At 72.1% G+C, this 22,550-nt stretch carries 18 protein-coding genes; 7 read left to right on the plus strand and 11 right to left on the minus strand.

Features of this window, described 5'->3' with window-relative positions:
* Positions 1-68 precede the first annotated feature (68 nt).
* The 3 genes from EDF55_RS18910 to EDF55_RS15450 all read left to right on the plus strand — a co-directional run bounded on the left by EDF55_RS18910 (position 69) and on the right by EDF55_RS15450 (position 7,813).
* Entirely contained in the window at positions 69-224 is a 156-nt protein-coding gene (locus EDF55_RS18910) for a hypothetical protein (protein WP_165931413.1), read from the plus strand.
* Between the two features lie 252 nt (positions 225-476).
* Positions 477-6,032, plus strand: coding sequence for a glutamate synthase-related protein (locus tag EDF55_RS15445; protein WP_123655835.1), 5,556 nt, complete (start codon positions 477-479; stop codon positions 6,030-6,032).
* Positions 6,029-7,813, plus strand: coding sequence for a sulfite reductase subunit alpha (locus EDF55_RS15450; protein ID WP_123655836.1), 1,785 nt, complete (start codon positions 6,029-6,031; stop codon positions 7,811-7,813). The genes EDF55_RS15445 and EDF55_RS15450 overlap by 4 nt, the downstream gene beginning before the upstream one ends.
* Positions 7,814-8,091: 278 nt before the next feature.
* On the opposite strand, the gene EDF55_RS15455 is transcribed toward EDF55_RS15450, so the two are convergent.
* The 7 genes from EDF55_RS15455 to EDF55_RS15485 all read right to left on the minus strand — a co-directional run bounded on the left by EDF55_RS15455 (position 8,092) and on the right by EDF55_RS15485 (position 15,208).
* A complete protein-coding gene (locus tag EDF55_RS15455) occupies positions 8,092-8,478 on the minus strand; it encodes an ATP-dependent DNA ligase (RefSeq protein ID WP_123655837.1) in 387 nt (128 codons plus the stop codon).
* Positions 8,479-8,557: 79 nt separating this feature from the next.
* The gene (locus EDF55_RS15460; protein WP_123655838.1) at positions 8,558-9,721 is read right to left on the minus strand and encodes a hydroxymethylglutaryl-CoA synthase; all 1,164 of its coding nucleotides are present in this window, start codon (positions 9,719-9,721) and stop codon (positions 8,558-8,560) included.
* On the minus strand, positions 9,718-10,785 hold the full coding sequence (locus tag EDF55_RS15465) for a hydroxymethylglutaryl-CoA reductase (RefSeq protein ID WP_123655839.1): 1,068 nt from the start codon (positions 10,783-10,785) through the stop codon (positions 9,718-9,720). Before EDF55_RS15465 ends, EDF55_RS15460 begins: the two co-directional genes overlap by 4 nt.
* A gap of 10 nt (positions 10,786-10,795) precedes the next feature.
* Entirely contained in the window at positions 10,796-11,875 is a 1,080-nt protein-coding gene (locus tag EDF55_RS15470; RefSeq protein WP_123655840.1) for a phosphomevalonate kinase, read from the minus strand.
* The gene (mvaD, locus tag EDF55_RS15475; RefSeq protein WP_123655841.1) at positions 11,872-12,879 is read right to left on the minus strand and encodes a diphosphomevalonate decarboxylase; all 1,008 of its coding nucleotides are present in this window, start codon (positions 12,877-12,879) and stop codon (positions 11,872-11,874) included. Before mvaD ends, EDF55_RS15470 begins: the two co-directional genes overlap by 4 nt.
* On the minus strand, positions 12,876-13,856 hold the full coding sequence (gene mvk / locus EDF55_RS15480; protein WP_123655842.1) for a mevalonate kinase: 981 nt from the start codon (positions 13,854-13,856) through the stop codon (positions 12,876-12,878). Before mvk ends, mvaD begins: the two co-directional genes overlap by 4 nt.
* 89 nt (positions 13,857-13,945) lie before the next feature.
* Positions 13,946-15,208, minus strand: a complete 1,263-nt coding sequence (locus EDF55_RS15485; protein ID WP_123655843.1) for an MFS transporter — start codon at positions 15,206-15,208, stop codon at positions 13,946-13,948.
* A 40-nt stretch (positions 15,209-15,248) separates the two neighbouring features.
* Here EDF55_RS15485 and EDF55_RS15490 point away from each other — a divergent pair, with 40 nt between their 5' ends.
* From EDF55_RS15490 to EDF55_RS15505, 4 genes are all read left to right on the plus strand, one after another.
* Entirely contained in the window at positions 15,249-15,998 is a 750-nt protein-coding gene (locus EDF55_RS15490; protein WP_123655844.1) for an alpha/beta fold hydrolase, read from the plus strand.
* Between the two features lie 385 nt (positions 15,999-16,383).
* The gene (locus EDF55_RS15495; protein WP_185017450.1) at positions 16,384-16,845 is read left to right on the plus strand and encodes a MarR family winged helix-turn-helix transcriptional regulator; all 462 of its coding nucleotides are present in this window, start codon (positions 16,384-16,386) and stop codon (positions 16,843-16,845) included.
* 30 nt (positions 16,846-16,875) lie between these two features.
* Positions 16,876-17,298: an organic hydroperoxide resistance protein gene (locus EDF55_RS15500; RefSeq protein ID WP_123655845.1), complete on the plus strand. Its 423-nt coding sequence runs from the start codon at positions 16,876-16,878 to the stop codon at positions 17,296-17,298.
* 27 nt (positions 17,299-17,325) lie between these two features.
* Positions 17,326-18,300 (plus strand): zinc-binding dehydrogenase, encoded by a 975-nt coding sequence (locus tag EDF55_RS15505; protein ID WP_185017484.1) that lies wholly within the window; start codon positions 17,326-17,328, stop codon positions 18,298-18,300.
* Between the two features lie 69 nt (positions 18,301-18,369).
* Here the strand turns inward: EDF55_RS15505 and EDF55_RS15510 are convergent, their stop codons facing one another.
* The 4 genes from EDF55_RS15510 to EDF55_RS15525 all read right to left on the minus strand — a co-directional run bounded on the left by EDF55_RS15510 (position 18,370) and on the right by EDF55_RS15525 (position 22,545).
* Positions 18,370-19,827, minus strand: a complete 1,458-nt coding sequence (locus EDF55_RS15510; RefSeq protein WP_123655847.1) for a sugar porter family MFS transporter — start codon at positions 19,825-19,827, stop codon at positions 18,370-18,372.
* A gap of 128 nt (positions 19,828-19,955) precedes the next feature.
* Positions 19,956-20,423: a hypothetical protein gene (locus tag EDF55_RS15515; RefSeq protein WP_123655848.1), complete on the minus strand. Its 468-nt coding sequence runs from the start codon at positions 20,421-20,423 to the stop codon at positions 19,956-19,958.
* A gap of 242 nt (positions 20,424-20,665) precedes the next feature.
* Positions 20,666-21,547, minus strand: a complete 882-nt coding sequence (locus EDF55_RS15520) for an NmrA family NAD(P)-binding protein (protein ID WP_123655849.1) — start codon at positions 21,545-21,547, stop codon at positions 20,666-20,668.
* A gap of 35 nt (positions 21,548-21,582) precedes the next feature.
* On the minus strand, positions 21,583-22,545 hold the full coding sequence (locus tag EDF55_RS15525; protein WP_123656016.1) for an NAD-dependent epimerase/dehydratase family protein: 963 nt from the start codon (positions 22,543-22,545) through the stop codon (positions 21,583-21,585).
* Between the last annotated feature and the right edge of the window lie 5 nt (positions 22,546-22,550).

The raw sequence follows: 22,550 nt of genomic DNA on the forward strand, positions 1-22,550 counted from the left end.
ACGCCGCGGGACGTTGAGGACGCCCGCGTACCGTGAGGATCCCGAGACCCCCTGCGAAGGAGCAGCACATGACCGACACGAGCACACCGGACCCGGACGGTACCGAGAAGGCGGACGGCCTCGGCAAGGACGGCACGATCCCGAACGACCCGGACGGAGTCGCCGCCGGCATCACCGACGAGGACTCGCACTTCAACCCCGAAGAGGACGAGGGCGCCGAGTAGCGCAGCACGACGGAAACCGATCCGAACCGCGAACGACCGCGGTGCGGATCGGTTTCCGTTGTTCGGCGCCGAACCGCACCACCGCACCGTCCGGGCGGGATGTTGCGCGCGCGGTATACCGCGCCGTAGCATCGCCTCACCGCACCACAACCCCACAGGGCCCGACTGCCACCACCGGTCTGCCCGCGGCGAGCGCTCCACCGTTGCAGCCTCCGTCGTCCGCTGCCGGCACTCGCTCCACTGGACCCGCTCGTGAACCCCTCCCCCTTCGGTCTCTACGACCCTGCCCGCGAATCCTCCGACTGCGGCGTCGGCTTCATCACCCGTCTCGACGGGACGCCGAGCCACGAGGTCATCCGCAAGGGCGACGAAGCGCTCTGTGCGATCCCGCACCGCGGCGGCAAGTCGGCCGAGGGTGTCGGCGACGGCGCGGGTGTGAGCATCGACCTGTCGGTGGAGTTCTTCAGCGCGATCACCGGCGAGGAGCTGCGCGCCGGCCACTTCGGCGTCGCCAACTGCTTCGTGCCGAGCACCCCCGCCGAGCGCGCGGACGCCGTTCGCACCGTCACCGAGGCCATCGAGCACGAGGGCTTCGAGCTCCTCCTGGTCCGCGACGTCCCCGTCGACCACACCGTCGCGCGTCCCGAGGCCGAGCAGTACCAGCTCCCCATCGTGCAGTGGGTCTTCCGCGCGCCGGAGGACTGGACCCGGCAGGACGTCGACGCCGCCGCGAACCGCGCCCTGCTCGCCGTCGAGTCGGTCTCCTACGGCCAGGCAGCCGAGCAGCACGCCGAGCACGCCGCCCTGTACCCGCTGTCCCTCAGCGCCCGCACCCAGATCCTCAAGGGCCGCCTGAACTCCGGCGAGGTCATCGGCTACTTCACGGACCTCCGCGACCCGCGGCACTCGGTGCGGACGCTCTACTTCCACACCCGCTTCTCGACGAACACCGAGCCGCACCCGACGATGGCGCAGCCGTTCCGCCTGATGGCGCACAACGGCGAGCTGAACACCGACCGGAAGAACCGGCTGTCGGACGAGGCCCTCGCGCAGGCCCGCACGCGCAGCATCGTGCGTCCTCCCGGGCAGTCCGACTCCAGCCGCCTCGACCAGACCCTGCAGAGCCGCGTGTTCGACGACGGTCTGGAGATCGTCGAGGCCGTGGTGTCGCTGATGCCGCCGGCGTGGGAGAACGACCACACCCTGACCGACGACGTCCGCGCGATGCTCGAGTACTTCTCCCTGTACGAGGAGAAGAACGACGGACCGGCGGCCGTGATCTTCAGCGACGGCGACGTCGTCGGCGCGCGCCTGGACCGGCTCGGCCTGCGTCCGCTGCGCTCCGTGCAGACCGACGAGTACCTGATGGTGTCGTCCGAGGCCGGCCAGGTCACCTTCCCGGACGCCGAGGTCACGCACCGCGGCCGCATCGAGGCCGGCGGCATGCTCGTCGTCGACCACCGCACCGGCTCGCTGATGCGCACCGGCGAGGTCCTGGAGATGCTCGCCGCCCGCCGGGACTACGGCACGCTGCTCGAGGCTGCCCGGGTGAACCTCGACGACCTCCCCGCGCCCGCGTACGACCGCACCACGTCGACCCTCGGCTACGACGGCGACCTGTCGCTGCAGGGCCGCTACGTGGCGTACTCGCTGAACCAGGAGAGCTTCCGGTTCATGCTCGACCCGATGCTCCAGAACGGGTCGGAGCGGATCTCGGCGATGGGCTACGGCAACGCCATCAACGCGCTCAGCGACACCGAGGGCGGCATGGCGAAGTACTTCTCGCAGCGCTTCGCCCAGGTCACGAACCCGCCGCTCGACTCCATCCGCGAGGCCGACGGCATGAGCATGCGGGTCGCACTCGGTGCCAAGCCGGACGGCACGGGCACCGCGACCCGGCAGCTCGTCGTGCAGTCCCCGATCCTCGGGCACCTCGACATGGTCCGCCTGCGCGACCAGGACATCGTGCCGCTGGAGCGCTTCGACATGCTCTACGTGCCGGTGCTCGGCGACGAGCAGGCGAACGCGGACGCGATGCGGTCCGCCGTCGACGCCCTGAGCAGCGCGGTGGAGCGGTTCGCGAAGGAGACCGGTGGCATCGCCGTGCTCTCCGACCGTGCCGTCTCGTCGACGCACGCGGCCCTGCCGGTGATCCTCGCCGTGGCCGCCGTGAACCAGCGCCTCATCGAGACCGGCCTGCGACTGCGGGTCTCCGTGGTCGCCGAGAGCGGGCAGCTGCCCTCGTCGCACCACGTCGCGACGGCGCTCGGCTTCGGCGCCGCGGCGGTCTACAGCCTCTCCGCGCGGCTCCGTGCCGAGGAGAAGTACCCCGCTGCTGCGGCTCCGGCCGGTGAGTACACCGCGACCGACCAGGCGCTCGCGAAGTTCCGGAAGGCGGCGGAGAAGGCCCTCGCCAAGACCATGGGCCGCGTCGGTCTCTGCACCGCGGAGAGCTACATCGGCGGCGAGTTCTTCGAGCCGAACTACCTCGACACCCGTGACGACCTGTTCGCGACGGTGTTCCCGCACATGGACGCCCCGGTCGGCGGTGTCGGCTTCGCCCGCATCGCGCAGGCGGCGACGGATTGGCACGAGCGCGCCCGGTCGGTGCAGGGCGACGCACAGGTGCCGCTCCTCGGCCTGTTCAAGGAGCGCTCGGACGGTGCCGGGCACTCGTTCGGTGTCGCGAGCGTCCGCGGCTTCGGCGGCATGACCGAGGAACGGCCGACCTTCGAGCGCTCCGGCGACTCCGAGGCGCTCCGGCTCCTGACGCTCGGCCAGCTCGACGACGCCTTCGGCATCACGGACGCGGCGTACCGGAACACCGGCTACGACCGCCTCAGCGAGTCCGAGATCGACGACTTCCGCATCACGCCCGGCTACCGGACGTTCCTGCAGACCACGCACGACGAGCGGTCCCGCCGCCCGTCCGCGCTCCGTGACGTGCTCGCGCTGCCGGCGGACGTCACGGGCATCGACACGGCGGAGGACTTCGCCCGCGAGCTCGGCCGGTTCTCCCTGACGGGCAACAGCAGCGTCACGGTGCGCGGGCTGCTCGGCTCGCGTCCGTCTGCTGACGACGAGCAGCCGGGAGGCCCGGAGCGGTTCCGTCTGCAGCTCACGTCGACGGGGTCGCTCGGCACCGAGCGCCACACGGCCCTCGCACACGGGCTCGGCCTGCTCTTCCCCGGCCAGGTGGACGTCGACGCCGTCGACGCCGACCAGGTGACGCTCCGCGCCACCGGCTTCGCCGCGGACCTGCTCGCCCTGCTCGAGAGCGCCCCGGAGAGCATCGGACTCGACGAGGTCCAGCCCGCCCACGAGATCACCCGCACGCTGGCATCGGGCGCGATGAGCCACGGCGCGCTCGTCGCCACCGCGCACGAGGCGGTGGCGCACGGCACGAACATGGTCGGCGGCATGTCGAACAGCGGCGAGGGCGGCGAGCACCACTCCCGCTACGGCACGATCCGCGGCTCCCGCATCAAGCAGTTCGCCTCGGGCCGGTTCGGCATCTGGGCGGGCTACCTCGCGGACCCGATGCTCGAGGAACTCGAGATCAAGATCGGCCAGGGCGCGAAGCCCGGCGAGGGCGGCCAGCTGCCCGCGCCGAAGGTCACGGTGGACATCGCCGCGGCCCGTGGTGGCACGCCAGGCGTCGAGCTCATCTCCCCGCCGCCGCACCACGACACGTACTCGATCGAGGACCTCGCGCAGCTCATCCACGACTGCAAGGCCGCCCGCGTCCGGGTGATCGTGAAGCTGGTGTCCTCCGAGGGCATCGGCACCATCGCCGTGGGTGTCGCGAAGGCCGGCGCCGACGTCATCAACGTCGCCGGGAACACCGGCGGCACCGGTGCCGCGGCGGTCACGAGCCTGAAGTACGCGGGCCGGTCCGCGGAGATCGGCGTGGCCGAGGTGCACCAGGCCCTCGTCGCGAACGGCCTCCGCCAGAAGGTCACGCTCCGCTGCTCCGGCGCGCACCAGACCGGCTCGGACGTCGTCACGAGCGCGCTGCTCGGCGGCGACTCGTTCGAGTTCGGCACGACCGCGCTGATGATGCTCGGCTGCGTGATGGCGAAGAACTGCAACGTGAAGTGCCCGGCGGGCCTCACCACGAACGCCGAGGCGTTCGAGGGCGACCCCCGCGCGCTCGCGCAGTACCTGCTGAACATCGCGCACGACGTCCGGCAGATCCTCGCCCGCCTCGGCCTGCGCTCCCTGCGCGAGGCCCGCGGGCGCACGGACCTCCTGCAGCTCCTCGACCACCCGGCGAGCGTCGGGCGGCTCGACGTCCGGAACCTGCTCGCGCGGGTGCCGGAGAAGATCGTCACCGACCCGGAGTACCTCGAGAAGGACTTCCGGACCGACGACGCCCTCATCGAGCAGGTCCGCGCCGCGCTCTTGACGCGCCACGAGCACACCCTCACCATCGACGGCGTGCACCTCGGCAACGCGGACAAGTCCGTCGGCGGCCAGTTCGGCATCGACGTCGAGCGCATCCTCAACCACGAGCTCCGCGACGCGTCGTTCGACGACGTGCCCGCGGTCACGACCGACGACCGCGGTCGCCGCCGTCTGGTCGACGGCGCGGTGACGATCCGCACCAGCGGTTCGGCCGGCCAGTCCTACGGCGTCTTCAACAACGACGGTGTCCTGCTCGAGCACACCGGCACCGCGAACGACGGTGTCGGCAAGAGCCAGAGCGGCGGTCGCATCGTGGTCCGCGCGCCCGGTGGCGGCAGCGCCGTCCGCGGCGGCAACGTCCTGATCGGCAACTTCGCGCTGTTCGGCGCGACCGGTGGCCGCACGTTCGTCGAAGGCGAGGCGGGCGACCGCTTCGCCGTCCGGAACTCGGGTGCGACCGCGGTCGTCGAGGGTGTCGGCGACTTCGGCTGCGAGTACATGACGGGCGGCGCGGTGTTCAACCTCGGCGGCTTCGGCAAGGGCCTCGGCAACGGCATGTCCGGCGGGTTCCTCTACCAGTACGACCCGTCCGGCCAGGTCGCGGAGCGTGCCAGCACCGACTCGCTCCTCGTCTTCCCGGTCACCGACACGACGCGGGGCGCCTTCCACGAGGACGCCGCACGGCTGCTCCTCGAGTGGCACGTCGAGGCCACCGGCTCCGAGCTCGCGGGCCGCCTGCTCGCGGACTGGGACACGACCCGGACGCACGTCTTCGTCGGGATGCCCCGCGCGCTCCTGCTCACCCAGGACGCCGAGGCGATCCTCGCCGCAGCGACCCGCAACGAGCTCCTCGACGAGCTGGCCACCTCGACCGCGACCGACAAGCTCCGCGCGTTCAAGGTCGACTACCGCGACCGCCGCACGGTGCTCGACGGCCGCGCCCCGGCGCTCGGCGACCAGGGCGACGACATGTTCTCGCTCCTGTCCTCGTACACGGTGCTCGGTGTCGCCCAGGACCTCGCCCTCGAGCGGGTCCCCGGTGCGACGAGCCCGAACGACCCCCGCGTGGCCGAGGCCGTGAAGAACCTCGTGCTCACCGAGGACTTCTTCGTGAAGCAGCGCGTGGTGAAGTACCTCCGCGGCACCCTCGAGCGGTTCACCGACGACGAGCTCGCGACCCTCATCGCGATCAAGCGCCTCGACGACTACAAGCGTGCGCTCACGCAGCGGAACAACCGCAGCATGGACGCACCCGGAACGACCGGCTGGATCATGCACCAGAACGCCAAGAACGACGGTCGCGTCCGCGCGGCCCGCTTCGACGAGCTGCTCGCGACCGCGGCGCTCGAGGACATCGCCGGCCGTGCACCGCAGGCGCCCGTCGAGGCGGTGACCGCGTGAGCCTCCTGCCCCCGACCGGTTCGCTGATCCCGGTCGACGCCCCGTTCTCCGCCGCGCAGGAGTCCTGGCTCGCCGGGTTCATCGCGGGCATCGCCGCCGCGGGCAAGAAGTCCGCCGCGCCGGCACCGACGACGACGATCGACGTGCTGTTCGGCACCCAGACGGGCAACGCGGAGTTCCTCGCGGACCAGCTCGTCGCCGGTGCGAAGGCCCGCGGGCTCGGCGGGCGGACCACCGCGCTCGACGACGTCTCCCCCGAGCAGCTCGCCGGGATGTCGCACGTGCTCGTCGTCACCTCGACGTACGGCGAGGGCGAGATGCCCGACAACGCCGGTCTGTTCTGGGACGCGGTCCAGGCGAGCACCGTGCCGCGCCTGGAGGGCCTGCAGTACGCCGTCCTCGGGCTCGGCGACACGAGCTACGACGAGTTCTGCCAGGCCGGCAAGCTCATCGACACCCGCTTCGAGCAGCTCGGCGCGACCCGCGTGCACGAGCGTGTGGACTGCGACGTCGACTTCGAGGACCCCGCTGCGCTCTGGACCGCAGCCGTCCTCGACCGCATCGCCGCAGAGACCGGCGCCCAGCCGGGCGGGACCCAGGCTGGCGGAGCCGGCGACACGATGACCGCAGCCGACGGGGCGGGCGCGAGCCGTGCCTCCCGGCCGGGTTCCCAGTGGAACAAGCGCAACCCGTACCGTGCCCGCCTGGTGGAGAACCGGCTGCTCTCCGACCCGCGCAGCGCGAAGGAGATCCGGCACTACGAGTTCGACCTCGGCGACAGCGGCATCACGTACGCGGCCGGCGACGCCCTCGCCGTCGTGCCCCTGAACGACGACGGGCTCGTCGCCGAACTGCTGACGCACCTCGGTGCCACCGGCGACGAGGTGTTCGACGGCGTCGCGGTGCGCGAGCTGCTGCGCACCGACCGCGAGATCCGGACGCCGTCGAAGGACCTCATCGCGGACCTGGTCCAGCGCGCCCCGTCGAGCGAGCTCGCCGCGGTCGTCGCGCACGGTGACAAGCACGAGCTGGACCGGTGGCTGTGGGGTCGGGACGTCCTCGACCTGCTCCGCGACGCCGGGTCCACCGCACCGGGACTCGACGAGCTGCTGCCGTTCCTCCGGCCGCTGCAGGCGCGGCAGTACTCGATCTCCTCGAGCCCGCTCGCGCACCCGGACCGCATCCACCTCACGATCGCGTCGGTGCGGTACGGCGACGTGAACCGCCGGCACTCCGGCGTCGCGTCGACGCACCTGGCGGACCGCGTCGAGGTCGGTGACGAGGTCGGGATCTACCTGCAGCCGAACGCTGCGTTCAGCGTGCCGGCCGACGACGACGCCCCGCTGATCATGGTCGGCCCCGGCACCGGCATCGCGCCGTTCCGCGGGTTCCTGCACGAGCGTGCATCCCGCGGGGCCGCCGGGCACAACTGGTTGTTCTTCGGCGACCAGCACCGCGACACCGACTTCGTCTACCGCGACGAGCTGACCGAGCTGCAGGAGTCCGGGGTGCTCACCCGCCTCGACCTGGCGTTCTCGCGCGACCAGGCGGAGAAGGTCTACGTGCAGACGCGGATGCGCGAGCAGTCGGCGGAGCTCTACCGGTGGCTCGAGGCCGGCGCGACCTTCACGGTGTGCGGCGACGCGTCCCGGATGGCGAAGGACGTCGAGTCGGCGCTCCTCGCGGTGATCGCCGAACAGCGCGGCGCGGGGGACGACGACGCTGCGGAGTACCTGGCGGACATGCGCCGCGCGAAGCGCTACGTGCGCGACGTGTACTGAGCCCGGCGAGGCGGCGCGCGTCCCACCGTGTCCGGAACCTCGCACGGTGCGCGTTCTGTCTCACGAGGAGCGGACGCCGTCCCGCCGTGTGGAACCCGAATCCTCGGGCGGGGCGGCGTCCTGAGACCGCACGGAGTGTGCGAGAGCCCCCTGATCCGGGTCTCTCGAACCCACGTGGCGCCCTGAGCCGACGTGGGGAAGCACGCCGAACGGTCTTCGGACAATGTACAAGAATTGCACGTCCGTCCGGTACCGGTTGACCGAGGTACTACGCCGTGCTATGAATTCGCGCTCGCGTTGGCGGCGTTCGCGTTCGCGCCCGGAGCGACCGCACGCGACCACGGGGAGTCCTCGCCGACGCTGGTGTCCGGCGGCTCCGGCGTCAGGACGAGCCCCGATCCCGAGGCCGCCGAGGCGTACAGCTGGTCGAGCCACGACCGGTTGATCGAGGGGATCCGGCCGCCGGCGAACTTGAAGTGCAGGCTGGCGTTCGGGTGCAGCCAGACGCTGCTCCGGCCGTCTCCGTGCGTCGCGTCGTCCTTCCACGAGAACAGGAAACGGTGGTCGCGACGGAGCATGTTCACGATGACGACCTGCAGGTGCGTCAGGGCACGGTCGTCGATGTGGAGGTCGAGTGCCTCCCCGGCGTAGATGAGCTGGCCCATGCGTCTGTCTACTCCGTCCGGCCGCGCGCGGACCGCGACCACACCGGACGGGAGGCGCGGGGCACGACCGCCCCGCGCGTCACGCCGTCGGGGAGGTCGGCTCGTAGTGCCGTGCGCCGCCGAGCACGCCGGCGAACCGGAACGGGGCCGCCGTGACGCGCGGGCGCTCGGTGTCCTCACTCGTCGCCGCACCGGCCGCGTGCAGCGCCCGGTACTCCGCCACGGTCAGCGGGACGCGCGCGTCGAGGTCGGCGCGGACGGCACCGTCCCGACGGTGGTTCCGGTAGTCGTCCCGCACGACGCCGGTGATGAGCTCACCGACGCTGCCCGAGCCGTAGCTGAACATCCCGATGCGCGCCCCGGCCAGGTCGTCGTCGAGGTCGAGGAGGGCCGCGAGGGCGATCCAGAGCGACGCCGTGTACGTGTTGCCGACCTGGCGGTTGTAGGTGAAGCCGGTCACGAGCTCGGTCTCGTCGAACTCCGCACCGACGTGCTGGGTGAGCTTCCGGTGCGCCTTGAGCGCCATCTTCGTGAAGGGCTGGTGGTGCACGAAACGGTCGATGTCCGCGTACGCGGGACCGCCCCGCGCCGCGAGGTCGTCCCACGCGCCGAGGAACGCGTCCACGTAGGCGCTCACGGACAGGCGTCCGTCGACGAGCGCGGTGGAGCGGTCGTTCGGCCGCCAGAAGTCGTCGACGTCGGCGGTGAAGAGCCCGGCGACCGGCTCGATCTCGATGAGGTCGGGATCGGCGCTCACCAGGATCGCGACCGCGCCGGCGCCCTGCGTCGGCTCGGCGGCGGTGTCGACGTCGTAGCGGGCGACGTCGGCGGCGATGACGAGCACGCGCTCCCGGGGATCGCGCGCAACGATGCCGAGTGCGAGCTGGAGCGCTGCCGTCCCGCCGTAGCAGGCCTGCTTCAGCTCGACCGTGCGGACGTTCTGCGGGAGCCCGAGGAGCCCGTGCACGAAGACGCCGGCGGCCTTGGACTGGTCGATGCCCGACTCGGTCGCGAAGAGCACCGTGCGGATGCCCTCGACGCCGTGCCGGTCCACGACCTGCTTCGCCGCTGCGGCGCCCATCGTGACGATGTCCTCGTCAGGAGCGGGCACGCTGAAGGCGTCCTGCCCGATGCCGACGTGGTACTTCGCCGGGTCCACCCCGAGCTGCACCGCGAGGTCGTCGAGCTCGAGCACGTGGTGCCCGGTCGCGACCGCGATGTCGTGGATGCCGATGCCGGTCATGCTGCGTCGCCCTTCTTCCCGCCGCGCTCCATGGCGACGTGTGCCGCCATCAGCTCGCCGGGGTTCGTCTGCGCGGCGAGCAGGGACAGCTCACCGCAGAGGACCGTCGCGGCGCAGAGTGCCGCCAGTCGACGGGCGTTCGCGCCGGGCTCGCGGTCCTCACGGCAGCCGAGACGCACCAGGGCGTCCTCGACGACGGGCAGGTCGTTGCCCTTGCCGTTGCCGACCGTGCCGACGATGAGGTGCGGCAGCGAGCAGGAGAAGTACAGGTCGTCGCCGCGGGCCTCGGCGAACGTGATGCCCTGCGAGCCCTCGACGATGTTCGCGGCGTCCTGCCCGGTGGCCAGGTAGAAGCCGAGGAGCATGTTCGCGTAGTGCGCGTTCGCGGAGCGGAGTGCCCCGGCGATCGTGGACCCGACCAGGTTCTTCGCGGTGTTCAGGTCGACGATGCGCTCGGTCGAGGACTTGAGGAACCGCTCGACGACCATGCCGGGCAGGACGATCTCGGCGATGGTGTTCCGCCCGCGGCCACGGATGCCGTTCACCGCGGTGGCCTTCTTGTCGGAGCAGAAGTTCCCGGAGATCGACACGTAGGACAGCTCCGGCTCCCACGCCAGGATCGTCGGCAACAGCGTGTCAGCGGCCTGCGTCACCATGTTGTGGCCCGACGCGTCGCCCGTGGTGAACGCGAAGCGCAGGAACAGCAGGTCCCCGACGATCTCCGGGTGCACCTCGATGAGCTTGGCGAACCGGCTCTGCCCGACGACGACCTGCTCGAGCTCGGCCTGGCGCGCCAGGATCCGACCCGTGGCCATGTGCGCAGCGGCGGCGCTCGAGGCCCGCACGACGACCGACCGGGTCATCCGCTCGTCGACCACCGTCGCGACGATGCCGCCCTCGACCATGCGCGAGATGCGGGCACCGCGGCCGACGGACGGCCAGAGCGGCGATTCGTACGTGGCGAGCGGGACTTCGTGCTCACCCTCGACCGCGTTGCCGCTGACCCGGAGCGGTCCGACCCACCGGGTCGGGATCGGGGTCTGGGTGATCGTCTTGTCGTTCATTTCGCAGTGCTCATTCGATGGGGCCTTCCGGGGGTTGCACGGCGATGGTGAGGTGCCGGATGTCGTGTGCCTCCCACTCGCGGAGGATCCCGGCGGAGTCGCTCTCCGCGGGGACGAGCGCGATGCCGCAATCGCCGCCACCGGCGCCGGACGGCTTCGCCGCCCCGCCGGCACGCTCGACGACGTCGCACAGGGTGGTGAGCCGTTCGGTCTCAATGACCGACCCGACGGAGTCACCGAGACGCTGCATCAGCCCGCGGGCGCGCCGCAGGGCGTCCAGGGTGCGTTCGGTGTCGCCGGTCTGGAGGCCCGTGGTCAGGTCGTCGACGCAGGCCCGGCTGTCGTCGAGGAACGTCGCGTACCCGCCGTTGCGGTGCCGCCGCACCACGCCCACGAGCTTCGTGGTGGACGCCGGCGAACCGGTCCAGCCGACGAGCAGGCGCAGGTGCTCCGGCGCCGGGAGTCGCTGGACGTCGAAGCCCTCCCACGCGGCCGCGTCGTGCAGGACGTCCGACACGGTGCGGTCGTCGAGCTGCGCCGCGAGGTGCTCGCGGTCCGGCGCACTGTACCGCAGCCAGCCGCCGAAGGTGCTCGCCGCGAGGTCCCCGCCGGACGCCCGGGGGTTCACCCGGATCGTCGCGAGGAGCGCCACCTGGAAGCGCTGGCGCTGCGAGAGGCCGAGCCCGTAGAAGCGGTCGAGCGCCCCGACGGTGGCCACCGTGACGGCGGCGGAGGAGCCGAGCCCGAACTTCCGCCCGCTGGCGTCGTCGAGCTGGCTGGAGATCCGGAGGTCGTGGAAGCGCGGCTCGATGCCGAGCTCGGCGCGGAGCTTCTCGACGAGGTCGATCGTCGCCATCACGTAGTCGTACGGGTGGTGCTCGCGGTCGAGGGCCAGGCCGTCCTCCGCGCGGGTCCACGTCAGCGGCAGGTGCCCGTACTCCTCGGAGTGCACGCTGCCGGCACCGTGGCCCTCGGCGACGCGGGCCGTGATGGCGCGGTCGAGCGCGATGATCACGGACGGCTGCCCGGGTTCGACGACGGCGTACTCCCCCGCGACGAACAGTTTGCCGTGGGCACGGAACTCGATCACTCGGCGGACTCCTTCTGGTCGGGGTGCTGGTGCTCCCCCGTTCCTTCGGAGCGGATCACGTGGGCGGCTGGTCCGGTGCCGGACTCGATGACGTCGCCCAGGTGCGCGAGCGCGGTGGCCGCGGCGCTGCGGTCCTCCGGCTTCGTGAGGACGACGACGTTCGGCCCGGCGTCGGCGGTCGCGTACGCCTCGAGCCCGGCGGCGCGGAGTTCCGCGACGGCGTCGAACACCGCCACGCTCCGGGCGGTCAGGTAGCGGATCGGCGGGAACGCGCCCTCGATCGTGGCGTGCATCCGGAGCGCGTTGCTCTCGGTGAGCTCGCCGATGCGGGTGAAGTCCCCGGCGGCGCAGGCGACGAGCATGTCGCCGACGGTTTCGGTCGTGGAGGACACCCATGCCGGGTAGAAGGGCGAGGTCGCGATGGTGCGGCGCATCGCCTCGCGGGAGCCGATCGCCTTCGGGCCGTCGTTGATCGTCACGACGACCATGGCCATCGGCGGCGCCGGGATCGTCTCGGCGTAGGAGCCCTGGTCGTCGCCGGCGTGCCACACCGACACCCCGCCGGGGATCGACCGCGTGGCCGACCCCGAACCGCGCCGCGCGAGCCGGCTGAGGTCGCGCTCGGACAGGTCGAGCCCGTAGGCTGCGGCCGCGGCGGTGGCCAGCGCCGCGAAGCCCGACGCGCTGGACGCCAGGCCGGCACCCGTCGGCACCGTGTTCGTCGACTCCACGCGCGCACGCGCGTCGGACCCTGCCAGCTGCCGGACGATGTCGAGGAACCGTTCGACGCGGGTGAGCGCACCGTCCTCGACGACGTGACCGTTCAGGACGAACGCATCCCGCGCCTCCCGGCCGTCGACCAGCGTCACGGAGGTGGTCGTCGGGAAGACGTCGAGGCCCATCGAGACGCTGCCCGTCGCGGGCAGCGCGAGGTCGGCGTCCGCCTTGCCCCAGTACTTCACGAGCGCGATGTTGGGGTGCGCGACGGCGGTGGCTGTGCTCAAGCGCGGTCTCCGATCCGAGTGGTCCAGGTGGCGGTGGCACCGGCGTCGCGCAGTGCGACGGCGATGCGTTCCGCGTGCTCGCCGTCGGCGGCGAGTGCGAGGACACAACCGCCCCGACCACCGCCGGTGAGCTTCGCGCCCAGGGCATCCGCGCTGCGTGCGGCGCCGACGAGCCGGTCGAGGTCGTCACTCGACACGTCGAGGGAGATGAGCAGTTCGTGCGCGGCGTCCATCGTGGCACCGAGTGCCTGGGCGTCGCCGTCGACGAGTGTCCCCCGGGCCCGCCTGGCCAGGGCGCCGATCTGCGCGACGACCGCGTCGACGTCCTCCGGGTCGCGGTCGTGGTGCTCGCGGACGGCGGCCACGGCTTCGCGCGTGTGCCCGGGGACGCCGGTGTCGGCGACGACGAAGACGAACTCGCCGGTGAGCTCGACGGGCTCGATGCGGCCGCCCTCGAACCAGACCGGGACGTCGGCGACGACCCCGCGTGCGTCGAGTCCGGACGGGCGGCCGTGCGCGACGCGCTCGCACTCCTGGATGAGCTCGTGGTGGGTCTCGACGTCGAGCGTGACGCCGAGGGCGTCGGCGACCGCAGCAGTGACGGCGGCGGCGACCGCGGCGCTCGAGCCCATTCCCCTGGCGGTGGGGACGTCGCTGTCGACACGGACGTGGAAGTGCTGGTCGGTGGAGCCGAGGTGCCGGAGCGTCGCGGTGACGGCCGTGACCGTCGGCATCACGGCGGCGGGGGCGAGGTCGAGGGGGCCGGTGTGCACCGTGGACTCGAGGCGGTGACCGTCCCCGGATGCGCTGATCGGGGTGACCGTCGCGGTGACGCGGACGTCGTTCACCGGCAGCACGAGCGCGGGTGCGCCGTACACCACGGCGTGCTCGCCGATCAGGATCGTCTTGCCGTGGGACGACGAGGTACCGACTCGGTTGGTCGCTGATCGTGCCGTGGCTGGGTGGTTGCTGGTCATCGTTGGTGAGGCCAGCCTAACCGGCTCGCTGCGGACCCGCTCAGCCGAGACGCTTCCGGACCTGCTCGGCCGAAGTGCTTCCGTCCCGCTCAGCCGAGGCGCTTCCGCCGCCGGTCGGCCGTGGCGATGACCACCGCGACGACGAGCGCGCCGAGCACGAGCGCCGCGCCGCCGATCCAGACGGCGGTCCCGACGCCGAGCGCGGCACCGAGCAGGGCCAGGGTGACGCCGTTGCCGGTGCGGAGCCCGCTGCCGAACATGTTGTAGACGCCGACGACCCGCCCGCGCTGTTCGACGGGGGCGCGGAGCTGCACCACGGCCTGGCCGATCGAGGTGCTCGCCATGTTCGCGACCCCGCCGAGGAACAGCACGATCACCGCGACGGCGAAGCTGCCGGTGAGGGCGACGGCCGCGGTGGTCGCGCCGAAGAGCATCGTCGTCACGATCACCACGCGGGTGTTCGGCTTCAGGGCACCGGTGGCCTCGAGGAGGAAGCCACCGAGCACCCCGCCGGCACCGTTGGCGAAGAGGAGCACCCCGTACCCGAGGCCGGCGCTGCCCGCGCCGAGGGCGTCCGCGAACGACGGGATCGACACCTGCAGGGACCCGCCGACGCAGAGCGCGACGAGCCCGGCGAGGACGATCATCGCGACGAGCACCCGGTCGTTCCCGACGTCGCGGAGCGTGCGGAAGCCGTCGACGATCGTCAGTCGCGCCCTGTGGACGTAGCCGCTCCGGGTGTGGCCGGTGTACGGCGTCCGGAGCATCAGGAACGTCATCGGCAGGTAGAAGAGCACGTTCGCGAAGATCCCCCACGTCGACCCGAGGCCGAGCAGCAGCGCCGACCCGACGACCGGCCCGGCCAGCACCCCGAGGCTCCGGAACGTGGCGTTCATCCGCACGGCGCCGGGCAGCTCCGCCGGCTCCGCGTAGTCGTGCAGGAGCAGCTGCTCCGCCGGTGCCCAGAGCGCGCCGGCGCAGCCGTGCAGGACGAGGAGCACGCACGCCTCCCACACCTGCAGGGTGCCGGTGAGGAACAGCACGCCCCAGCAGACCGAGACGAGCATGAACAGGCCCTGCGCGATCTGGATGAGCCGGCGGCAGTCGTACTTCTCCGCGAGCCCGCCGAACCACACGGACAGCAGCAGGAACGGCAACCAGTGGCTGATGACCTCGAAGCCGACGAGGGCCGGCGAGTGGAACTCCTGCCAGAGCACCCAGTAGGTGATGACGTGCTCGATGTTGTCGCCCATCATCGACAGCCCGGCGCTGAAGAGGTACGGGCGGGAGTGCCGGTCGCGGAGCGCCGCGAACCGGCGGGGAGCGACGGCGACGGGGGCGTCGGCGGTCATTCCAGAACGGTACCAACTGCCGGACACCTAGGCTGGCCCGATGCGTTCGTTCGAGTCCGGCGTCCACGACGTCGACGGCGTCCCCGTGTTCCACCGCCGCCGGGCCGCCGCGGTGCCGGACGCGCCGCGCGTCGTGCTCCTGCACGGCGGGGTGTCCGACGGCCGGGTGTTCGACGACCTCGCCGCGGCGCTCCCCGAGACGCTCGAGGTCTGGACGTACGACCGGCGGGGCCACGGCCGGACACCCGACACCGACGCCCCGCTCGGGTTCGACGACATGGTCGCCGAGGCTGCCACGCTCATCACCGACCGCATCGGTGCACCCGTCCACGTCGTCGGGCACAGCGACGGCGCGAACACCGCGCTCCTGCTCGCGGTCAGGCACCCGGCGCTCGTCGCCTCGGTCACCGCCTTCTCGGGCAACCTCGACCCGTCCGGCTACGTCGAGGGCACCGTGACCGTGGACGACCTCGACGCGGCGATCGGGGACGACTGGGCCACGATCGCACCGCACGACCGGGCGTACTTCCGGACCGTGGCGGCGAAGACGATCGAGCTGTGGCTCACAGAGCCCCGCATGACGACCGACGACGTCGCCAGGATCTCCGCGCCGGCGCTCGTCGCCGTGGGGGCGCGCGACGTCATCCGGCCGGAGCACACCCGGGCGATCGCGGAGGCGGTCCCGGGAGCGCGGCTGGTTGTCGTCCCGGACACCGGCCACATGCTCGTCGCGGACGAGCCCGCTGCCTGCGCCGCCCTCGTCGAGGAGACGATCGCCCGCGCGCGCTGACACCGACGGGGCGTTGCCGCGCGGGGCTGCCGCCGCGTGCCTGCGGGCCTGCGTGCCTGCGTGCCCGCGGGCCTGCGGGCCTGCGGGCCTGCGGGCCGAGCGACGAAAGCGACACCGACCGGTCGAATGCGCCGCGCAATCGGCAGCGCAGTGTCGCTCGATGCGCACGCACCCGGTGCCGCGCGACAGAAGCGACACGCATCGGCCGAATGCGCCGCGCAATCGGCAGCGCAGTGTCGTTCGATGCGCACGTACGCCGCACCCGCCGCACCGCCCGCGCCGCCGCCGCCCGCCGCCGCCCACGCCGCCGCCGCCCACGCCGCCGCCGCCCACGCCGCCGCCGTGATCGGTTGTGCACAACTGAGTTGCGTGCAATGCTTGAGGCATGCCGGTGACCGACGAGATGGTGTGCTTCTCCCTCTACGCAGCGACCCGCGCCACCACCCAGGCGTACCGCACGATGCTCGAGCCGTGGGGGCTGACGTACCCGCAGTACCTCGTCCTCGTGACCCTCTGGGTCGAGGGCGACCAGACCGTCTCCGGCCTCGGCGACCACCTGCAGCTCGACTCCGGCACCCTGTCGCCCCTGCTCCGCCGCATGGAGCAGTCCGACCTGGTCCGCCGTGAGCGCCGCAGCACCGACGAGCGCGTCGTCACCGTGACGATCGGCGAGCGCGGGCGTTCCCTGCGCGCCGAGCTCGCGGACATCCCCGCGCGGATCGCCGCCGGCACCGGTCTGCCCGACGCCGACGCGGCAGCAGAACTCATCGCGACCCTGCAGCGTCTGACCGAGACGATGCACGCAGCAGCGCAGCCCGCCGGCAGCACCCCCGCAGCACGCAGCTGACCAACGAAGCCCCACGAAGGAAGGAACACCATGGACGTCCTCTACACCGCCGAGGCACTCTCCACCGGCGCCGGCCGCGACGGCCGCGTCGCCACCAGCACCGGATCGTTCGAGCTCGACCTCGCGATCCCGAAGGAGATGGGCGGCTCCGGCAACGGCACCAACCCCGAGCAGCTCTTCGCCGCCGGGTACGCCGCGTGCTTCCACTCCGCACTGCAGGGCGTCGCCCGCGCGAAGAAGGTCAAGATCGACGAGTCGTCCGTCGGCGGCCGCGTCCAGATCGGCCCGAACGGCCAGGGCGGCTACCAGCTCGCCGTGCTGCTCGAGGTCGTCCTGCCCGGCATCGAGCACGACGAGGCCCAGGCGCTCGCAGACGCCGCGCACCAGGTGTGCCCCTACTCGAACGCGACGCGCGGCAACATCGACGTCACGATCACCGTCTCGGAGGACTAGTCCATGACCGACACCACCCCCACCACCATGCGCGCCGTCGTCCACGACACCTTCGCCGAGCCGGCCGAGGTCCTGCACGTCGAGGAGCGCCCGGTCCCCACGCCCGGCGCCGGCGAGGTCCTGGTCCGCACGGTCCTCTCCCCCATCCACAACCACGACCTCTGGACCGTCCGCGGCACGTACGGCTTCAAGCCGGAGCTGCCCGCCGCGTCGGGCACCGAGGCGCTCGGCGTCGTCGAGGCCCTCGGTGAGGGCGTCACGAACCTGCGGGTCGGCCAGCGCGTCGCCGGCGGCGCCTTCGGCGTCTGGGCCGAGTACTACACGGCGAACGCCGCCGGGCTGGTCCCGGTGCCGGACGCGATGACCGACGAGGCCGCCAGCCAGCTCGTCTCGATGCCGTTCAGCGCGATCAGCCTGCTGCACTCGCTCGACCTGCAGGAGGGCGACTGGCTCATCCAGAACGCCGCGAACGGCGCCGTCGGCCGCATGGTCGCGCAGCTCGGCGCGGCCCGCGGGATCAACGTCATCGGCCTGGTGCGTCGCGCCGCCGGTGTCGAGGAGCTCCGCGGCCAGGGCATCGAGCGCATCGTCGCCACCGACGCCGAGGACTGGAAGGACCAGGTCGCCGCGATCACCGGTGGCGCCCCGATCGTCGCCGGCGTCGAGTCCGTCGGCGGGAAGGCCGCCGGCGACATCGCGTCCGTCCTGGGCGAGAACGCGACGCTCGTCGTCTTCGGCGCGATGGCCTCACCGACGCTCGAGATCCCGTCCGGCAAGGTCATCTTCGGCCAGCTGACCGTGAAGGGCTTCTGGGGCAGCGTGGTCTCCAAGACCATGCCGTCCGAGACGAAGCAGCAGCTGTTCGGCGAGCTCATCACGCGGGTCCTCGACGGCTCGCTGACGCTCCCCGTCGCCGAGACCTTCGCGTTCGAGGACGTCGAGGACGCGGTCCGCGCGTCGGACACCGCCGGCCGGGTCGGCAAGGTCCTGTTGCGCCCGTAGCGCGACCAGAAGACGGACGGGAGGCCCGGTGCCAGCTGGCACCGGGCCTCCCGTCTGCGTCTCAGTGCGTCAGCGACGCGCCTTCTTCTGCGGGACCGTGAAGATGTTGCCGGTGGTGACGCCCTCTTCGACGTCCTCGAGCGTGCGGCCACGGCTCTCCGGGACGAACTTCCAGATGAAGAGCAGAGCCAGGACGCCGACGGCCGCGAACCCGAAGAAGGTGCCGGTGATGCCCGTCGCCGCGACGATCGTCGGGAAGAACAGCCCGAGCAGCGCGTTCGCGATCCAGAGGCAGAACACCGAGATGCCCATGCCGAGCGCACGGATCTGGGTCGGGAAGATCTCGGAGAGCAGCACCCAGACGGCGATGTTGAGGAACGTCTGCATGGAGCCGACGAACGCGACGACCAGGAACAGGATCACCCACGGGCGTGCGGGGTTGCCGTCGGGCAGTGCCATCGAAGCGATGCCGATCAGGAAGTGGCACACCGTCGTCAGCGAGAACCCGATGATCAGGGTGGTCCGCCGGTTGATCTTCTCCATGTTGGTGATCGCGATCACGCCACCGACGACGGCGATCACGCCGGGTGCGATGTTGGCGATGAGCGCTGCAGAGGCCTGGAAGCCGGACTCGATGAGCACCGTCTGGCCGTAGTACATGATCGAGTTGATGCCGGTGAGCTGCTGTGCGACGCCGAGACCGGCACCGATGAGCACGATGCGGATCAGCCACTTGTTGCCGAGCATGGTGCGCCAGCCGCTCTGCCGCTGGACGTTCGCCTCGAACTCGTTCGTCCGCTTGATGTCGTCGAGCTCGGCACTGGCCCGCTCCGACGACCGGACCTGCTGCAGCACCGCGAGGGCCTCGTCGTTGCGGCCCTTCGACGCGAGCCACCGCGGCGATTCCGGCACCCGGAGCATGCCGACGAACAGCGCGATCGCGGGCAGGGCGCAGACGGCGAGCATGACGCGCCAGACGCCGTTGCCCTCACCCCAGATGGTCCCGATGAACGCGTTCACCACGAACGCCGCGAGCTGACCGATGACGATCATGAGCTCGTTGCGCCCGGACAGTGAACCGCGGATCTCGTAGGGGGCGAGTTCGGCGAGGAACACCGGCACGACGGTCGATGCACCACCGACCGCCAGGCCGAGGAGCACGCGGCCGACCACCATCACGCCGAAGACCGGGGCGAACACGCAGGTCAGGGTGCCGACGAAGAAGACCACGGCGAGCGCGATGATCGTCTTGCGACGACCCCAGCCGTCCGCGATGCGACCGCCGAGCATCGCGCCGATCGCGGCCCCGAACAGCAGCGAGCTGGTGACGATGCCCTCGGTGAGGTTCGTCAGGCCGAGCTCCTGCTTCATGGGCAGGAGCGCGCCGTTGATCACGCCGGTGTCGTACCCGAAGAGCAGGCCGCCGAACGTGGCCACCAGGGCGAGCACGCCGAGACGGCGGCGGTAGGGGCCGGTGCCGAGCGGGGGGAGCGTCGTACTCGGGGATGTCGGTTTGATGTCGACCATCGGGTGACTCCTTCGTCAGAGATCTTGCGTCATCGCTGGTCCGATCGTAGCCGCTGACTTTGTCCTGTCAACCACACATTCTCATGTCAGACGTAATGGATCGGTCCAACAAAAGTCCCGATCAGCGATCACTCGCGGGACTGCTGCTCCCCCAGGACGTCCCCGAGCGACGACATCTCGGCACCGTGGTCGGTGTACCGGCGGACCGTGCGACGCGCGGCCGTCCGGGCGGCACCGCTCAGCGCCTGGTTGCGGCGGGCGGCATCGGCCACGCGGCCGGCGTGCCCCGCCGTCGACAGCAGGACGTTCGCCAGAGCACGGCCCGCACCACGATCGGGAACACCCGCGACCGACCACGCCGCGCGGACCTGCTCGTCCGGGGAGACCCCGCGGCGCGTGCCCATCCGGTGCCAGTCGGACAGCGCGCCCTCGGTACGCTCGGCAGCGCGCTCCGACTCGTCCACGCGGCTGTGGTCCTGCGGGGCCGACGCTGCGGCATCCGCACGATCCCGTGCGGCGGTGTCGTCACCGCCGGCGGCGGCGATGCGGGCGGCGTGCGCGGCCGCGGCGGCTGCGAGGATCTCGGACCTGTCCATGGGACGACGGTACCGCCGACGGCCGACGGTGCCTGCCCCGGGGCCTCGACGGGGGCGGGCCGGCGGGGCGGGTGTGGCGCCGCCCAGTTCCCGAGACGCCGCTCCCCGACCGAGACGCCGCCGAACTGGGCGGCGTCTCGGGAACTCGGAGGCGTCTCGGGAACTCGGCGGCGTCTCGCGAACTCGGAGGCGTCTCGGGTGCTCGGCGGCGTCTCGGGCGCGGGCTCGGGGCTCGCCCCGGGTCAGGCCACGTGGGCGGCGAGCACGTCCTCGACCGTGGTCCACGCGTGCGGGCCGTACCGGTCGTTGTCCACGTGGTGCAGCTCGGCCTCGCCGCTGAACATGCTCACGAAGTACTGCATCCCCTGCCACGCCGGGAACGGCTCGTCGGTCTCCTTCGACAGGCGGCGCCCGACCCTGGCCATCGCCGAGAGCGTCCCCGCGGTCCCCGCCCACTGCAGCCGGAACGGCTTCCCGGTCAGCCGGGACATCGTGTCCGCGACGCTCCGGGCGGTGACGCGGTCCCCCGCGACCTCGACGACGCGCGGCGCAGCGGGGTCGAGCGCCACCAGGGCCGTCACCCGTGCGACGTCGTCCTTCGTGGTGAAGTCGAGCACCTGGTCGGCCGACGACCAGAACAGCACACGCTGCCGGTCGAACAGGATCATCGGCGCCTGCCCCGTGAGCATGTCCGTGAACGCGCCGTTCAGCACCGAGGTCGCACGGATCGGTGCCGCGTCGAGCTCCGCGGCGAACTCTCGGCGGAGCTCGAAGTTGCGGTTCGAGCCCGGGGTGATCGACCGGTAGTCGGCGGCGTAGTCCGACGGGACGAAGCGCTGCACGCCGGCGTCGACCGCGGCGGCGAGGAGCGCCCGCTGCGCATCGACGATCACCCCGCGGGTGCCGCTGACCGCGGAGACGACGACCTCGACGCCGTCGAGGGCCCGTCGGAGCGCTTCCGGGTCGTCGTACGCCGCGGTGACCACCTCGACCCGGTCGTCCAGGTCGGCGCTGCTGCTGCCCCTGGTGAGTGCGCGCACGTGGACGTCGTGATCGAGCAGGGCGGAGACGATGCGGCTCCCGAGGTCACCGGTGGCGCCGGCGACGAGGACGGTTGTGGTCATGCACCCGAGCGTACGGACGGGTGGCGGCGCGTCCCTCAGCCGGCCAGGCGGCGCAGGCCCTCGTCGATGGAGACGGACGGCGCCCACTGCAGGTCGCGGCGGGTCCGGCGCTGGTCGAACCAGTGCGAGGTGGACAGCTGCTCGGCCAGGAACCGGGTCATCGGCGGCTCGTCGACACCCGGGCGCACCCGCCACACGGCCTCGACGAGGGACCCCGCCGTCCGTGCCACCCCGGCCGGGACGTGCCACCGCGGCGTCGGCACCCCGGACGCCCGGCAGATCCCGTCGAGCAGGTCGGCGACCGGCCGGGGCTCGCCGTTCGTGACCACGTAGGCGTTCCCGTGCACCCCGTCGTCGGCAGCGTGCGCGAGTGCGGCGACCATCGCGGACGCGGCGTTGTCGACGTAGCAGGAGTCGATCAGCGCGGCGCCCGAGTCGAGCAGCGGGAGACGACCACGACGGGCACGGTCGACGATCCGCCCGACGAGCTGCGTGTCCCCCGGTCCCCACACCAGGTGCGGCCGGACGGCGACGACCGCGAAGCCCGGGGCGTCGGCGTCGAGCGCCAGCAGCTCGGCGGCGGCCTTGGTGCGGGCGTAGTCGCCGCGAGCCCCGTCGGGTGACGCGGGTGATGCGCCGGCACCGGCGATCGACGAGCCGGTGTGCGCCACGGACGGCGACGACACGAACACGAACCGGGACACCCCGGCGTCGCGGGCCGCAGCGACCAGGGACCGCGTCCCGTCGACGTTCACGCGGACGAAGTCGGCGGGGTCCCCCGCGAGCGACACCTTCGCCGCGAGGTGCACGACGGCCTCGACGCCGTCGACCGCGGCACGCACGGCATCGGCGTCCGTCATGGTCCCGAGCACGTCGGTGACCCCGGGCACGCCGGACGGCCGCCGTTGGAACGTCCGGACCTCGTGCCCGGCGTCCCGCACGGCAGCGGCCACGGCGCGGCCGAGGAACCCGCTGGCACCGGTGACGAGCACGCGCAGACCAC

The sequence above is a fragment of the Curtobacterium sp. ZW137 genome, assembly GCF_003762905.1.
In the GTDB taxonomy this organism is placed as follows: domain Bacteria; phylum Actinomycetota; class Actinomycetes; order Actinomycetales; family Microbacteriaceae; genus Curtobacterium.

Coding starts and splice junctions, on each gene's coding strand:
- mvk (WP_123655842.1), bottom strand. CDS start 13,856: ATGACCAGCAACCACCCAGCCACGGCACGATCAGCGACCAACCGAGTC.
- EDF55_RS15490 (WP_123655844.1), top strand. CDS start 15,249: ATGCGTTCGTTCGAGTCCGGCGTCCACGACGTCGACGGCGTCCCCGTG.
- EDF55_RS15485 (WP_123655843.1), bottom strand. CDS start 15,208: ATGACCGCCGACGCCCCCGTCGCCGTCGCTCCCCGCCGGTTCGCGGCG.
- EDF55_RS15515 (WP_123655848.1), bottom strand. CDS start 20,423: ATGGACAGGTCCGAGATCCTCGCAGCCGCCGCGGCCGCGCACGCCGCC.
- EDF55_RS15510 (WP_123655847.1), bottom strand. CDS start 19,827: ATGGTCGACATCAAACCGACATCCCCGAGTACGACGCTCCCCCCGCTC.
- EDF55_RS15495 (WP_185017450.1), top strand. CDS start 16,384: ATGCCGGTGACCGACGAGATGGTGTGCTTCTCCCTCTACGCAGCGACC.
- EDF55_RS18910 (WP_165931413.1), top strand. CDS start 69: ATGACCGACACGAGCACACCGGACCCGGACGGTACCGAGAAGGCGGAC.
- EDF55_RS15455 (WP_123655837.1), bottom strand. CDS start 8,478: ATGGGCCAGCTCATCTACGCCGGGGAGGCACTCGACCTCCACATCGAC.
- EDF55_RS15500 (WP_123655845.1), top strand. CDS start 16,876: ATGGACGTCCTCTACACCGCCGAGGCACTCTCCACCGGCGCCGGCCGC.
- EDF55_RS15520 (WP_123655849.1), bottom strand. CDS start 21,547: ATGACCACAACCGTCCTCGTCGCCGGCGCCACCGGTGACCTCGGGAGC.
- EDF55_RS15465 (WP_123655839.1), bottom strand. CDS start 10,785: ATGAACGACAAGACGATCACCCAGACCCCGATCCCGACCCGGTGGGTC.
- EDF55_RS15505 (WP_185017484.1), top strand. CDS start 17,326: ATGCGCGCCGTCGTCCACGACACCTTCGCCGAGCCGGCCGAGGTCCTG.
- EDF55_RS15460 (WP_123655838.1), bottom strand. CDS start 9,721: ATGACCGGCATCGGCATCCACGACATCGCGGTCGCGACCGGGCACCAC.